This window comes from Citrobacter sp. CK181, from assembly GCF_030333595.1.
GTDB classification, from domain to species: domain Bacteria; phylum Pseudomonadota; class Gammaproteobacteria; order Enterobacterales; family Enterobacteriaceae; genus Citrobacter_B; species Citrobacter_B koseri.
Map to the genome: position 1 here is coordinate 508320 of NZ_JAOWFN010000015.1, position 15931 is coordinate 524250.

12 protein-coding genes and 1 other RNA gene are annotated in these 15931 nt (G+C 52.3%); 2 read left to right on the forward strand and 11 right to left on the reverse strand.

Annotated features, from left to right (window positions below):
• Positions 1-33: 33 nt before the first annotated feature.
• The 10 genes from OGW17_RS19670 to garL form a co-directional block, all read right to left on the reverse strand.
• Positions 34-429 carry an enamine/imine deaminase gene (locus tag OGW17_RS19670; protein WP_012135250.1) on the reverse strand — a complete coding sequence of 132 codons (396 nt, stop codon included), beginning with the start codon at positions 427-429 and terminating at the stop codon, positions 34-36.
• Between the two features lie 13 nt (positions 430-442).
• On the reverse strand, positions 443-2737 hold the full coding sequence (gene pflB / locus OGW17_RS19675; protein ID WP_058668139.1) for a formate C-acetyltransferase: 2295 nt from the start codon (positions 2735-2737) through the stop codon (positions 443-445).
• Positions 2738-2769: 32 nt separating this feature from the next.
• Entirely contained in the window at positions 2770-3978 is a 1209-nt protein-coding gene (gene tdcD, locus OGW17_RS19680) for a propionate kinase (protein WP_024130974.1), read from the reverse strand.
• A gap of 31 nt (positions 3979-4009) precedes the next feature.
• Positions 4010-5341, reverse strand: coding sequence for a threonine/serine transporter TdcC (tdcC, locus tag OGW17_RS19685; protein ID WP_012135253.1), 1332 nt, complete (start codon positions 5339-5341; stop codon positions 4010-4012).
• Between the two features lie 34 nt (positions 5342-5375).
• Positions 5376-6365 carry a bifunctional threonine ammonia-lyase/L-serine ammonia-lyase TdcB gene (gene tdcB / locus OGW17_RS19690; protein ID WP_012135254.1) on the reverse strand — a complete coding sequence of 330 codons (990 nt, stop codon included), beginning with the start codon at positions 6363-6365 and terminating at the stop codon, positions 5376-5378.
• A 103-nt stretch (positions 6366-6468) separates the two neighbouring features.
• Positions 6469-7407, reverse strand: a complete 939-nt coding sequence (gene tdcA, locus OGW17_RS19695; protein WP_047461068.1) for a transcriptional regulator TdcA — start codon at positions 7405-7407, stop codon at positions 6469-6471.
• Positions 7408-8179: 772 nt separating this feature from the next.
• Positions 8180-8558: RNase P RNA component class A (gene rnpB, locus OGW17_RS19700), an RNA gene on the reverse strand.
• Positions 8559-8590: 32 nt separating this feature from the next.
• Complete coding sequence (garK, locus tag OGW17_RS19705) at positions 8591-9736, reverse strand: glycerate 2-kinase (RefSeq protein WP_058668141.1); 1146 nt, start codon at positions 9734-9736, stop codon at positions 8591-8593.
• A 96-nt stretch (positions 9737-9832) separates the two neighbouring features.
• Positions 9833-10723, reverse strand: a complete 891-nt coding sequence (gene garR, locus OGW17_RS19710; protein ID WP_012135258.1) for a 2-hydroxy-3-oxopropionate reductase — start codon at positions 10721-10723, stop codon at positions 9833-9835.
• Between the two features lie 28 nt (positions 10724-10751).
• Entirely contained in the window at positions 10752-11522 is a 771-nt protein-coding gene (gene garL, locus OGW17_RS19715) for a 2-dehydro-3-deoxyglucarate aldolase (protein WP_024130976.1), read from the reverse strand.
• Positions 11523-11931: 409 nt separating this feature from the next.
• On the opposite strand from garL, the gene garD reads away from it, so the two are divergent.
• Complete coding sequence (gene garD / locus OGW17_RS19720; RefSeq protein ID WP_012135264.1) at positions 11932-13503, forward strand: galactarate dehydratase; 1572 nt, start codon at positions 11932-11934, stop codon at positions 13501-13503.
• Between the two features lie 59 nt (positions 13504-13562).
• Here the strand turns inward: garD and OGW17_RS19725 are convergent, their stop codons facing one another.
• Entirely contained in the window at positions 13563-14372 is an 810-nt protein-coding gene (locus OGW17_RS19725) for a DeoR family transcriptional regulator (RefSeq protein ID WP_012135265.1), read from the reverse strand.
• 249 nt (positions 14373-14621) lie between these two features.
• Between OGW17_RS19725 and kbaZ the strand changes: the two genes are divergently transcribed.
• Positions 14622-15917 carry a tagatose-bisphosphate aldolase subunit KbaZ gene (gene kbaZ, locus OGW17_RS19730; RefSeq protein WP_024130977.1) on the forward strand — a complete coding sequence of 432 codons (1296 nt, stop codon included), beginning with the start codon at positions 14622-14624 and terminating at the stop codon, positions 15915-15917.
• Positions 15918-15931 lie beyond the last annotated feature (14 nt).

A 15931-nucleotide genomic window follows, 5' to 3' on the forward strand; every position in this document is an offset into this window, starting at 1 on the left:
TCGGGGCGATCCTGACGATCGCCCCGCAGGGGGTTACAGCGTATCGCCACGCACCGCGATAGCTTCAATCTCCAGCTTCACATCCTTCGGCAAACGGGCGACCTGCACACAGCTGCGCGTAGGGTAAGTCGCCTGATGCTCATCAAAGAACTGCTGATACACCTCGTTGATGGTGGTGAAATCGTTCAGATCGGTAATGAACACAGTGGTCTTCACGATATCGCCCACTTTCAGGCCCGCAGCTTCCACGATCGCTTTGACGTTTTCCAGGCTCTGACGCGCCTGATCGACGACATTTTCCGCGACCTCGCCCGTTTGCGGGCATACCGGGATCTGACCTGAGGTCAGCACCATACTGCCCAAATCCACACCCTGTACGTAGGGGCCGATGGCTCCCGGTGCATGTTGGGTGGCAATAATCTTTCTCATAGCGCCTCCGGCGTTATATCGCCTGGGTAAAGGTACGTGAAATCACATCCTGCTGTTGCTCGCGGGTGAGCGCATTAAAGCGCACGGCGTAGCCGGACACGCGGATCGTCAGGTTCGGATAGCTTTCCGGGTGCTCGATGGCGTCCAGCAGCATTTCACGGTTCATCACGTTGACGTTCAGGTGCTGACCGCCTTCCACATGCGCTTCATGATGGAAGTATCCGTCCAGCAGGCCGACCAGATTGGTTTTCCGCACGCCGTCATCTTTGCCCAACGCCGCAGGCACAATGGAGAAGGTGTAGGAAATCCCGTCTTTGGCATAGGTGAACGGCAGTTTCGCGACGGAAGTCAGCGAAGCGACAGCGCCTTTACGGTCACGGCCGTGCATCGGGTTCGCACCCGGCGCGAACGGCGTACCGCCACGACGTCCATCCGGCGTGTTCCCGGTTTTCTGGCCGTACACCACGTTCGAGGTGATGGTCAGAATGGACTGCGTCGGCACCGCGTTGCGGTAGGTTGGCAACACTTTAATTTTCTTCATAAAGCGTTCAACCAGATCGCAGGCAATGCTGTCCACGCGCTCGTCGTTGTTGCCGTACTGCGGATATTCGCCTTCGATGACAAAATCGACTGCCAGCCCGTTGTGGTCGCGCACCGGTTTCACCTTCGCGTACTTGATGGCGGACAGCGAATCCGTCGCCACGGACAGCCCCGCGATGCCGCATGCCATCGTGCGATAAACGTCACGATCGTGCAGCGCCATCAGCGACGCTTCGTAGCTGTACTTGTCGTGCATGTAGTGGATGATATTCAGCGCGCTGATGTACTGCACCGCCAGCCAGTCCATGAAGTGGTCAAGGCTCTCCATCACCGTGTCGTAATCCAGCACCTCATCCATTAATGGCGCCGTTTTCGGCCCGACCTGGATTTTCAGCTTCTCATCCACACCGCCGTTGATTGCATACAGCAGCGTTTTAGCGAGGTTGGCGCGGGCGCCGAAGAACTGCATCTGCTTACCGATGACCATTGGGCTGACGCAGCAGGCAATGGCGTAATCATCGCTGTCAAAGTCAGCGCGCATCAGATCGTCATTTTCGTACTGCAAAGATGAAGTGACGATCGACACCTGCGCCGCATATTTTTTAAAGGCGACCGGCAGCGCTTCTGACCACAGCACGGTCAGGTTCGGCTCTGGCGCAGGCCCCATCGTGTGCAGGGTATGCAGATAGCGGAAGGAGTTTTTGGTCACCAGCGTGCGGCCATCCAGCCCCATACCGCCGATCACTTCGGTTGCCCAAATCGGATCGCCGGAGAACAGCGTGTCAAATTCCGGCGTGCGCAGGAAGCGCACCATGCGGATCTTCATGATGAAGTGGTCGATCAGTTCCTGCGCCTGTTCTTCCGTTAAGATCCCGGCCTTGAAGTCTCGCTCAATGTAGATGTCGAGGAACGACGCGGTACGGCCCAGCGACATTGCGCCGCCGTTCTGCGATTTCACCGCTGCCAGATAGGCGAAGTAAAGCCACTGGACGGCTTCCTGCGCGTTACGCGCCGGACGGGAGATATCGCAGCCGTATTTGGCGGCCATTTCCTGCATTTGCAGCAGCGCACGACGGTGTTCGGCCAGCTCTTCACGCAGGCGAATCGTCGCTTCAAGGTTCTGCCCCCACTCCAGATTTGACTGGAGGTCGGCAAACTGCAACTCACGCTCGCGCACCAGATAACGGATACCGTACAGCGCAACGCGGCGATAGTCGCCGATAATGCGCCCACGGCCGTAGCCATCCGGTAAGCCGGTCAGCACCCCGGATTTACGGCAGCGCAGCATATCCGGCGAATACGCGTCGAATACACCCTGGTTATGGGTTTTACGCAGCTCGGTAAACTGATATTCAAAATCAGCATCCATTTCACGACCATACGCCTGGAATGAGCTTTTGATCATGTTGATGCCGCCAAACGGATGCAGCGCGCGCTTGAGTGGCTTATCGGTTTGCAAACCGACGATTTTTTCCAGCTCCTGCTCAATATAACCCGCGTCATGGGCAGTAATGGTGGTCGCAATATTGGTATCGAAATCGACTGGCGCATGCGTCGAGTTTTCAATACGAATACCCGCCATAACTTTTTCCCACAATGCGGTAGTCGCAGGCGTGGCTTCCGCGAGGAAGGATTCATCTCCCTCATAGGGTGTATAGTTGTGCTGAATAAAATCACGGACATTAATTTCTTCTTTCCAGTCCGTACCTTTAAAGCCAAGCCAGGCTTCGGCATACAGCATATCGCTGGTATCGATATTTACCTTCATGAAAAATAGTCTCTCTACAGAACAACAATAAATTATGCAAATTCCACAGGTGCGTTAACTTTGCCTAAATGAATAGCGTCGAGGGCAATCATTTTTTCTTCATTCGTTGGAATGACGGCACAAATAACGTTGGTGTCTTTGCTGGAGATAATTCTTTCACCGTGAGAATTAGGCAGGCTATTCATCTCGTGATCTAATTTCACGCCCAGAACAGCCAAATGTTCAATGACCAGACGGCGAATTAACACGGAGTTTTCGCCAATCCCCCCGGTAAAAATAATACCGTCCAGACGGTGTAACGATGCGGCATGCCCGGCAATGTGGCGGGCAATACGGTGCACAAAGGTTTTAATCGCCAGTTGCGCACGTTCATGCCCTTCATGCCAGGCTTTTTCCAGCACACGTAAGTCAGATGACAGACCGGAAATCCCCAGCAAACCAGACTCTTTATTCACCACGCGTTCCATATCGCCCAGCGTCTGGTTGGTTTCGCTGGCAATCCACGCCATCGCGCCGAAGTCCACATCGCCGCTGCGGGTGCCCATCATCAGCCCTTCCAGCGGGGTCATCCCCATAGAGGTATCAACGCTTTGACCGTTACGAACGGCACAGATAGAAGCGCCATTGCCCAGATGCGCGACAACCAGACCCGAGTCCTCTTCCTGTAGCGCAAGAAGGTCATGCGCACGCTGCGAGACATAGCGGTGCGAGGTGCCATGAAAGCCATAGCGCCGGACGCCCAACTCCTCAAAATATTTCCACGGCAAGCCGTACAAATACGCTTCAGGCGCCATCGTTTGATGGAAGCTGGTATCAAATACCGCCACCTGCTGTACGCCCGGGAAAAGATGCTGCGCCGATTCAATTCCGCTTAAATTGGCGTAATTATGTAACGGCGCTAAAGGAGAAACCCGGCGGATATTCTCGATAACTTCATCCGTAATAATGGCTGATGCTGTAAAGATATTTCCGCCGTGGGCAATACGGTGGCCAATTAAGGCCACGCTGTCGATTAAATTACGTTTTTCCAGTTCAAACGCAATCGCCTTTAATGCGCCTTCGTAGCTGTGGTGAGCCAGCTTAGCTGGCTCTCCTCCATTTACGGATAAAAACGCATCTTCAGAATTAATACCGTCCGCAATTCCTGCCATTAACACATCGCAATGGGTTGCATCCAGTACTGAAAACTTAATGGAAGACGATCCACAGTTAATCACCAGAACTACCGGAAATTCATTCATTTCACTACTCCGCTCATCCTGAGCTAAAGGATTAGAACAGTTTGTACACGATATTCAGGATGGTCAGCAGACCAATCACAGTCACAAACACGTTATCCAGACGACCACGGTATTTCGCCAGTGACGGCGCTTTACGGATGGCGTACATCGGCAGCAGGCAGAGCAGCGAGGCAATGATCGGCGCACCCATTGCTTCAATCAGGTCCAGGATGTTCGGGTTGGCGTATGCCACAACCCAGGTGGAACCCATGATGAAGATCATGCTGATGGTGTTGAGTTTGCCCAGTGAAACTTTGGTTTTATCGCCTTTGTAACCAAACTTCAGCACCAGACCGTTCAGGCCTTCCAGCGTGCCCAGATAGTGACCGAAGAACGATTTGAAGATAGCGACCAGTGCGATGATGGAAGCCCCGTACTCCAGAACCGTAGCAAACGTTGATTTAGTGCCAGACAGCGACGCAAAGTGGTTCGCCAGATATGAGAGCACCGGAATGTTCTGCGCTTTCGCATCCGCCATGTTGGCCGGAGAGAGCGTGAACAGGCAGCTGAAGGCGAAGAACATCACCACGGCCACCATCAGCATGCTGGCGCGGGAGATGATCTGTGAACATTTACGCTCGGTAAATTCACGACCAAAGTCTTTCTCATACTCTTCACGTTTGGAAACCACGAAAGAAGAGACGATAGGCGAGAAGTTAAAGGAGAACACCATGATGGAGATACCCAGCCACACGGTAACCAGAATGCCGTCATGCCCGGTTAACGCGATATTGCTGAGATCCACCTGATCGATAACCGCAGAGTTCCAGTAAGGGATCAGCGACAGAGAGATCAGCACCAGGCTGGCAATGAACGGCCATACCAGGTAGCTCATCACTTTAACCATCAGGTCTTTACCAAACCAGATAACGAAAGCCATCAGCAGCAGCAGGAACAGCGCCACAAAGCCACGGTTAAGCGCCGGCATCTGCAACTGGTTTTCCCAGAAGGTCATAAAGGTGTTGGTAATGGTTACGCCATAAATCCACAGCAGCGGACAGATAGCGAAGAAGTACAGGAACGTGATGACCACGCCGCCTGTTTTACCAAAGTGCTCTTCTACCGTTTCTGTGATGTTGCCGGAAGGGTTAGAACCGGAAAGACACAGGCGCGCCAGCGCACGGTGGCAGTAAAACGCGATGGGGTAGGCCAACACCAGCATCAAAAGAATCGGGATCAGCCCGCCAAACCCTGCGCGAATAGGGAAGAACAACACCCCGGCGCCGATGGCAGTACCAAATAGTCCCAGTGTCCATGTGGTGTCCGATTTACGCCAGGACGACTGTTTTGTCTGGCTGGATACAATGCTATCAGTAGTACTCATATCCTATCCTCAACGAAAAGATTAATAGCCGGGTTTAAGCGTCAACTAAGCCCGTAATTTGCGATACACGAGAAAGATCGATATTGCCGCCAGAAATAATGCTGACCGTTTTTCTGTTCTGGATATAGCTATCTAATTTCCCGCTTAATAATGCGGCACATGCCAGTGCGCCAGCGCCTTCAGTGACGACTTTATTGCGCTGAATTAATGCAATCATGCTGTTACGAATTTCATCTTCGCTGACCAGGACAATGTCATCCACTAATTCACGAACAATCTCATACGTTAAATTACCCGGGCGAGAAACATCACAACCATCCGCCAGGGTGCCGGTCGTTCGGTGAGTGGTTATTTCTCCTGCATGATAAGATGCCGCCATGCCGTGTACGTTTTCGGACTGTACGCCAATAACTTTAATTGTCGGGTTAATGGATTTAATAGCAATCGCGACACCGGCAATCAGACCGCCGCCGCCAATTGGTACAATGACGTTATCGACATCATACAGATCTTCCATAATTTCCAGGCCAATCGTTCCCTGCCCGGCAATCACTTTCGGATCGTCATAAGGTGGAATAAAAATGCGGCCTTCAGTCTCAACAATTTCGCTCACTTTGGCGATGGTATCGTTGAAGTTGTCACCGTGCAGCACCACTTCAGCGGAGTAGTCGCAGGTGGCCGCCACTTTGGACTTCGGCGCGCCTTTCGGCATCACGACTTTGCCGTCGATACCGAGCATCGCGCAGGAGAGAGACACCCCTTGCGCATGGTTACCGGCAGAGCAAGCCACCACGCCTTTACGTTTTTCTTCTTCCGTTAATGAACTGAGTTTGTTAAACGCACCGCGGATTTTAAAAGAGCCCGTGCGTTGCATATTTTCGAACTTAAGAAATATTTCGCCTTTGCAGCGCTCGCTGAAATAGTTAGAGCGCGGCATACCTGTTTTATAAATTTTCCCCGCAAGTCTTTTTTTCGCTTCGAGGATATCTTCAATCGCAACCGGGAGATCGTATGTAATATGCATTATAACCTCTTAACCTGGGTATTAAGGTAAAATAAATAGTCAGTACCAACGTCTGATATTCAGACAGATGGCATCAGTTTTTGATTAAATTAAATTTAATCCGTTACTTAATTTCTATTAATTGCTTTCGTCTGCAACCATTATAAGATGAATATTCTTTGGCTAATTCCACCAAAACCGATGCTGCTTTTTTAATCCGATAGTTTTTAGACCAGATCGCGGCATAACGCGCGACCGGTAAATCTTCCTCTACTGGAATCGTAATAAACTGGTTTGAACCGAATGGAGATGTCATATCGCAGGGAATGACGGTCAGAAAATCAGCATTGAGAACAAGATTATAAATAGTGACAACGGAATCTGTTTTAACGATGTTTTCACTGCTGATGCCATTTCTTTGTAACGTGGTGAGGAGTTCGCTGTAGTAGCCCATATTCGTTTGTGGCAACACCCACTGTTCGTTCTGCAACGATTCCAGTGTGGTGATGCCGGTGCATGTTCGGGACTTACTGGCCACCAGGACAAACTCTGACTCAAAAAGCGGCTCCACGTGTAGATCCTGTAGTTTCATCTCATCACTGAGCGTGCCGATAGCGAAATCCAGGCGTCCGTCGCGAATCGCGGGCAGGAACGAGGAGAGCTGCGCTTCATACATCGACACCTGCGCTTTTGGGAACACCTCTTTAAATTTATGAATCATGTCAGACATAAAGGTAAAGCCAATCAACGAAGGAAAACCAAACGAAACGTCGACCACCGTGTTGCAGGTCATGCTGTTCATCTCGTTCACCATGTTTTTCATTTCACGGGTGATGGATTCAGACCAGGTAAGCAGCACCTGACCTGCGCTGGTTAACGTGACACCGGTATTTTTGCGAACGATTAACTCAACGCCAAAATAGGCCTCAACATCATTGATGATTTTACTTACAGCAGGCTGAGTTAACCCTAACTCTTTTGCGGCAGAACCGATAGAACCACTTCTAATGACTTCCTGAAAGACCACCAAGTGCTGTGTTTTAGGGAGAAGAATAGTATTCATATCGACCTGCACTAATTACTTTGTTGACGGCATGAAGTGTACCAAATAAAGGTTACATGGTTATGTGCGACTACTCACAAATTAACTGACCTTATATTTTGTAAGCTTATTTTTTAAAAAATAAACCATTTATTATCAACAAGTTGAAAGAACTCGACTGCACTTTATCATGATTTTTGTCAAAAAATCATGAGGGGATAACAATATTTTATGGCGATAACATATGCGTTTCATTCGCTATTTTACAAAATCGGGAAAGACGATAATTCAATCAATTATCGCATAATTAACACGCAGATTTACGTTTAAATTTAACGGACAATTAATCAAAAATAAGTACAATTACGCCCTTATTGGGATTAAAGATTGTGGCATATCACATTTTTTCTTCTTATTTGTTTGTAAAAAAACATTACACACACGAATATTTAATTCATTTAATACACACCATTATCATTACCAACAATATATTAACACTGTGATTGTCAATTTTTGTAGCGCGTAATTTTGTGATAGCGATCAACAGCCAATCTTTTATCCGGTTAAAAAATCACCACACAGCGTTTTGTGTTAGTGGTCACAGAACAAGAAATATCTTTTGGCGGGGAAATTATGTTACGCAGCGAGATCGGGCACCTTCTGCGGGGAATCCGCCGGATGGCGACGCTCACGCGTCTTATCCGGCCTACCAAAGCGCAGCGCCATCAGGCAGTACCGGGAAACCCAAACGCTATGAAAGCAAAAACCCGCCGAAGCGGGTTTTTACATGAAGAGGTGAAACTGACCGATAAGCCGGGTTCTGTCGTGGACAGTCATTCATCTAGGCCAGCAATCGCTCACTGGCTCAAGCAGCCTACCCGGGTTCAGTACGGGCCGTACCTTATGAACCCCTATTTGGCCTTGCTCCGGGTGGAGTTTACCGTGCCGCGAACTGTTACCAGCCGCGCGGTGCGCTCTTACCGCACCCTTTCACCCTTACCTGATCCCGCTTGCGCGGGCCATCGGCGGTTTGCTCTCTGTTGCACTGGTCGTGGGCTTGCGCCCCCCAGGCGTTACCTGGCACCCTGCCCTATGGAGCCCGGACTTTCCTCCCCTCCGCCCGTCTCCCCCGAAAGGGACGACGACGAAGCGGCGACTGTCTGGTCAGCTTCGGCGCGCAGTATAGAGGGTTTGCACGCCATTGTCACCCTGCACTGCGCATTCCTATCGCCAGCGTTGCGGCGATGTTTCGCGAGGCGCGGTAGATATTATCAAACGCGCCGCGAAAGGCTTCATCCAGCGTGCCAATGCGGGTAAGCACGCTGAACACGGCATCAATGCCATGCTGATGCACCACTCCCACATCATGCGTCAGACTCCCCGCGATCCCAATCACTGGCTTATGATACTTTTTCGCCACACTGGCGACGCCTATCGGTACTTTGCCGTGAATACTCTGGCTGTCGATGCGCCCTTCGCCGGTGACGACTAACGCGCAGTCGTGGATGTGTTCTTCCAGATTGAGCGCCGTGGTGACTATCTCAATGCCGCTGCGCAACTCTGCGCCGAGGAAAGCCATTAAGGCCGCCCCCATCCCGCCAGCCGCGCCCGCGCCGGGGACATTTTCCACATCCACGCGCAGCGACTTTTTAATCATGTCGGCATAATGAGCAAGATTGCCATCCAGTTCATGAATGAGCTTTTCGGTCGCGCCTTTCTGCGGCCCAAAGATTCGCGACGCGCCATTTTCGCCCGTCAGTGGATTGGTCACATCGCAGGCCACCCGGATAGCACACGTTTTTAAACGCGGATCGAGACCAGAGATATCAATCGCATTCAGGCTGTTCAGGCTGCCGCCGCCGTTCCCAATTTCAGTACCGTTCGCATCCGTTAATCGGGCGCCCAGCGCCTGCACCATGCCCGCGCCGCCGTCATTGGTCGCGCTGCCGCCAATGCCGATGATAATGCTTCTGGCACCGTGCTCCAGCGCATGCAGGATCAGCTCTCCGGTGCCGCGCGACGTAGTAATCAACGGATTACGCTTTTCTGGCGGAACCAGCGCCAGCCCGCTGGCCGCCGCCATTTCAATAAATGCGGTGCTGCCGTCCCCGGACATGCCCCAGTTGGCCATGACGGTCTCCCCCAGCGGCCCCGTCACAAAAGCGGTATACTGCGTTCCATGCGTGGCGGCAATCATGGCTTCGACCGTTCCCTCTCCACCGTCAGCGACCGGGATAGAAACATACTGCGCATCGGGAAAAATTTCCCGGAATCCTTTTTCTATCGCCTGCGCAACTTCAGCGGCAGAAAGGCTTTCTTTATAAGAGTCTGGGGCGATTACGATTTTCATAGTTGTAGCCTGTTACTGCACAACGCCGGATGGCATTTCACTTATCCGGCCAGGGTCATAGGCCCGGACCGCCGCGCGCGACCGGGCATGACGTCATTAGCGAGCGATTTCCACTTTCGCCAGTTTTTCGTAGTAGCAGGCCAGGGCGCTATGGTCGGCCGTGCCCAGACCATCGGCACGTAGCGCCTGCATCATTTCCATCACGGCGGCGGTCAGCGGCAGTTGCGCGCCTACGCCATGAGAGGTGTCCAGCGCATTCGCCAGATCTTTAATATGCAGATCGATGCGAAAGCCCGGTTTGAAGTTCCGTTCCATCACCATCGGCGCTTTCGCATCCAGCACGGTGCTACCCGCCAGACCGCCGCGAATCGCCTGATACACCAGATCCGGGTTCACCCCCGCTTTGGTCGCCAGCGTCAGCGCTTCAGACATGGCTGCGATGTTCAGCGCGACAATCACCTGGTTAGCCAGTTTGGTCACGTTGCCCGCGCCGATATCACCGGTATGCACCACGGAACCGGCCATTGCTTTTAGCAGATCGTAATATTTATCGAAAATCGCTTTATCGCCGCCAACCATCACCGACAGCGTGCCGTCGATCGCTTTCGGCTCGCCGCCGCTTACCGGCGCATCCAGCATATCGATACCTTTTGCTTTCAGCGCGTCGCTGATTTCACGGCTTGCCAGCGGAGCGATAGAGCTCATATCGATCAAAACGGTGCCTGGCTTCGCGCCTTCAATAATGCCGCCTTCGCCCAGCGCCACTTCTTTCACATGCGGCGAGTTCGGCAGCATGGTGATAATCACATCGCACTGTTCGGCAACGGCTTTTGCCGTGGTTGCGGTTTCTGCGCCTGCGGCAATAACTTCGGCAATCGCGTCAGGGTTACGGTCAGAAACCACCAGCGAGTAACCGGCTTTGAGGAGGTTTTTGCTCATTGGTTTACCCATGATGCCCAGGCCAATGAAACCTACTTTCATCGTCATAATCTTCTCTCTCTTGTTTCAGTGGTGGTTATTTCTTAAAGGCGTCAGCCAGCTTTTGCGTGGCGGAGCGGAACACGCCCAAATCGCTCCCTACGGCAACGAACGTCGCGCCCCATTCCAGATAGCGGCGCGCGTCGGCTTCGACCGGCGCCAGAATGCCGCACGGTTTACCGTGGGCTTTGGCGCGGGCAAAGATATGCTGAATGGTTTTCTGTACTTCCGGGTGAGAGGCGTTGCCGAGATGACCTAACGCCGCAGCCAGATCGCTTGGGCCGACAAAAATACCGTCAACGCCTTCAGTGGCCGCGATAGCATCAACGTTATCCACCCCCTGCTGGCTTTCGATCTGCACCAGAATGGTGATGTTCTTATTTGACTGGGCAAAGTAATCCGGCACGGTGCCAAACATATTAGCGCGATGGGAAACGGAGACCCCACGGATGCCTTCCGGCGGATAACGCGTCGAGGCCACGGCGCGAACGGCTTCTTCTTCCGTCTCGACAAACGGGATCAGGAAGTTATAGAAACCGATATCCAGCAGACGCTTAATGATGACCGGCTCGTTCGTCGGCACCCGTACCACCGGCGCGCTGGCGCTGCCTTTCAACGCCATCAGTTGTGGAATAAAAGTTGAGATATCGTTCGGCGCATGTTCGCCATCCAGCACCAGCCAGTCAAAACCTGCCAGCCCTAACACTTCCGTACTGATGGGGTTTGCCAGCGCGGACCAACAGCCGATCTGAATGCGTTGCGCTGCCAGCGCAGCTTTAAATTTGTTCGGGAAGATATCGTTACTCATCATTTATACCCTGGATGAATCATTATTTATTTCCGCAATTCCGGGAGATATTTCGATTTGCTCATCTAAGGAATTACGCTGATATTTTATCGATAGCGGATAATGAAAGTCGTGAATCAGTATAATCATACTTACGCCGCTAAACATTGTTGTATTGCTCAATTTTAATATTCACAATGAATAATATTTTGAGCATTTGCACAACGTCATGGGCGGTGATGCACAGATTTGTACATTACTCGCCCAGCGCCCGTACCATCGGGAATAATGGCCGATCGCGATCACATTTTTAAACAAAAACTCCTGGCATTCTTTATTTAGCAGCAACGTATTTTTAATTCTGACAATAAAAAGCAGTTGTTCTCTTTAACACATTTATTATCACCACCTGGCTGGAGAATACTGGACAATGGCCGATATCGAAATTAGACAAGAATCGCCAACCGCGTTTTATATTAAAGTGCATGACACCGATAACGTGGCAATTATTGTTAATGACAATGGTCTGCAAGCCGGAACGCGTTTCCCGGACGGTCTGGCGTTGGTTGAACATATTCCTCAGGGGCATAAAGTGGCGCTGGAGGCGATTCCTGCTCACGGCGAAATCGTGCGTTATGGCGAGGTGATCGGCTATGCCGTTCGCGACATCGCACGCGGCAGCTGGATAGATGAGTCGCTGGTTGAGCTACCGAAAGCGCCGCCGTTACACACCCTGCCGCTGGCGACGAAAGTGCCGGAACCGCTGCCGCCGCTGGAAGGCTACACGTTTGAAGGCTACCGCAACGCGGATGGCAGCGTCGGCACCAAAAATCTGCTCGGCATCACCACCAGCGTACACTGCGTGGCGGGCGTCGTGGATTATGTCGTGAAGATCATTGAGCGTGACCTGCTGCCCGGATACCCGAATGTAGACGGCGTTGTCGGTCTGAACCACTTGTACGGCTGCGGCGTGGCGATCAACGCGCCAGCGGCCGTGGTGCCTATCCGCACCATTCATAACATCTCGTTGAACCCGAACTTCGGCGGCGAAGTTATGGTCATCGGCCTTGGCTGTGAAAAACTTCAGCCGGAACGTCTGCTGGAAGGCACGGAAGATGTGAAAGGGATTCCGGTGGACAGCGCCAGTATTGTGCGTTTGCAGGATGAGCAGCACGTCGGCTTTAAGTCAATGGTCGAGGATATTTTGCAGGTGGCCGAACGCCACCTGGCGAAGCTCAACCAGCGCCAGCGTGAAACCTGCCCGGCTTCCGAACTGGTGGTCGGAATGCAGTGCGGCGGCAGCGATGCGTTTTCCGGCGTGACGGCCAACCCGGCGGTGGGTTACGCCTCGGATCTGTTAGTGCGTTGCGGCGCGACGGTGATGTTCTCGGAAGTCACCGAAGTCCGTGATGCAATCCACCTTCTCACGCCACGCGCGATTAACGAAGAGGTCGGCAAACGCCTGCTGGAAGAGATGGCCTGGTACGATAACTATCTTGATATGGGGAAAACCGACCGCAGCGCCAACCCGTCGCCGGGCAACAAAAAAGGCGGTCTCGCGAACGTGGTGGAAAAAGCGTTGGGCTCTATCGCAAAATCCGGGCAGAGCGCGATTGTGGAAGTGCTGTCCCCCGGTCAGCGACCGACAAAACGCGGTTTAATTTACGCCGCCACGCCCGCCAGTGATTTTGTCTGCGGCACGCAGCAGGTCGCTTCCGGGATCACCGTGCAGGTGTTCACAACCGGTCGCGGAACGCCATATGGCCTGATGGCGGTTCCGGTAATCAAAATGGCGACCCGCACAGAGCTGGCGAATCGCTGGTTTGATTTGATGGACATCAACGCGGGCACCATTGCCACAGGGGAAGAGAGCATTGAGGACGTGGGCTGGAAGCTGTTCCACTTTATTCTGGACGTCGCGAGCGGTCGTAAGAAAACCTTCTCAGACCAATGGGGGCTGCATAACCAGCTGGCCGTGTTTAACCCCGCGCCAGTGACCTGATGACGAAAAAAGGCCGGATGGGGATCGCATCGCCATCCGGCCTTTTACAGATAACTGAATTACGCGTTCACCAGAATCACTTCAATACCGCTCTTGCGTAAACCTTCCAGACTGTCGACAGGAATACCTTCATCCACAATGATGGTATGAATACGCTGCGTATCAATGATCTTATGCAGACTGGAACGGTTAAACTTCGTGGAATCCGTGACGACAATGATGCGCTCGGCCACTTCACACATCCGGCGGTTAAGTCTGGCTTCATCTTCATTGTGCGTGCTGACTCCACGCTCTAAATCAATGGCATCGACCCCCAGAAACAACATATCGAAATGGTAATTCTGTAGCGACTGCTCTGCCTGGTCACCATAAAATGACTGCGACTGGCGGCGCAGATGCCCACCTGTCATCAGCAGTTCCACTCCCTCAGCTTCCAGCAATGCATTGGCGACATTCATGCCATTGGTCATGGCGATGATATCCGTATGCTGGCGCATCATGCGCGCGATTTCATATGTCGTGGTGCCTGAGTCAAGGATCACCCGATGTCCGGGTTTAATCAGCGAAACCGCTGCCTGGGCGATACTGCGCTTTACAGCGGTATTGAGTGAACTTTTATCTTCCACCGAAGGCTCAATACCCGGAGTATTGCTGTCGCAAATTAACGCGCCGCCATACGCACGCACGGCAATCCCCTGTTTTTCGAGAAAAGCCAGATCGTTACGGATGGTCACGGTGGAGACGCCGAATAAGACGGAAAGATCGTTAACCTGTACGCTTCCCTGCTGTCGCAACCGCTGGATAATTTGCTCCCGCCTTTCGCTGGTAGCGGTAATGCGCTTATCCGCAGAAGAATCAGTACTGCTCATAAAAAATCCTTTAATCAAATCTTTCGTTTCATTTCGATTTTTCTATTAACGCCTTTCTTTTACTGGAATGCAAGCCCCCATACCTGCAAGCCATAAGACGATGCATCGCTGAAACCTTTCATTATGTTTCTTTTGTGAAACAGATCCGAAAACAGATATCTTTCGTTTTATTTTTATAGCGTCTTGCACCAGTATCAGATGAAACAAAATGAAAGACACTTGTCTTAAGCATTCAACCTGGAGAGGAAAGTGAAACATCTAACAGAAATGGTGGAGCAGCATAAACGAGGGAACACAAATGGGATTTATGCCGTTTGTTCTGCGCATCCACTGGTGCTGGAAGCCGCTATACGTTATGCCCATGCAAACCATACCCCACTGCTGATTGAAGCCACCTCTAACCAGGTTGACCAGTTCGGGGGTTATACCGGCATGACGCCCGCCGATTTTCGCGGCTTTGTTTACCAGCTGGCCGACTCACTTAATTTTCCACAATCACAGTTGATTCTGGGCGGCGATCACCTCGGCCCCAACCGTTGGCAAAATCTGCCTGCCGCCCAGGCGATGGCAAATGCGGATGATTTAATAAAGAGCTACGTGGCAGCCGGGTTTAAAAAGATCCATCTCGATTGCAGCATGTCCTGCGCCAACGATCCGATACCGTTAACCGATGAGATCGTTGCTGAGCGCGCCGCGCGACTGGCGAAGATCGCAGAAGAAACCTGCCGCGAGCATTTTGGCGAATCCGATCTGGTTTACGTGATCGGCACTGAAGTTCCGGTTCCCGGCGGCGCGCATGAGACATTGACTGAACTGGAAGTAACAACACCTGACGCGGCACGAGCCACGCTGGAAGCGCATCGTCATGCATTTGAGAAACAGGGACTGAGCGCCATTTGGCCTCGCATCATCGGGCTGGTTGTACAACCGGGCGTTGAGTTCGACCATACGCATATCATTGATTACCAACCGCAAAAAGCCATCGCGTTGAGTGCAATGGTAGAAGCGTATGACACGCTGGTGTTTGAAGCGCACTCCACGGATTACCAGACGCCACAGTCGCTGCGCCAGCTGGTGAAAGATCACTTTGCGATTCTGAAAGTCGGCCCGGCCCTCACCTTTGCCTTGCGCGAAGCGTTATTCTCGCTGGCCGCAATTGAAGAAGAGCTGTTACCCGCCAAAACCAGCTCTGGTCTGCGCCATGTGCTGGAAAGCGTGATGCTCGATCGCCCGGAATACTGGCAGAGTCACTACCACGGCGACGGCAACGCACGCCGCCTGGCGCGTGGTTATAGTTATTCCGATCGCGTTCGCTATTACTGGCCGGATCAGCAGATTGATGAGGCGTTTGCACGGCTGGTTCGCAACCTGGCGGATGACCCCATTCCACTGCCGCTCATCAGCCAGTATTTGCCGCTACAGTACGCCAGAGTGCGCGAAGGGGATCTCAACGCAACGCCGCGAGAGCTCATTATCAGCCACATTCAGGACGTACTACAGCAGTACCACGCCGCCTGCCAGGGCGTTACATCCCAAAACGCATAACAACGAAGAGGAAA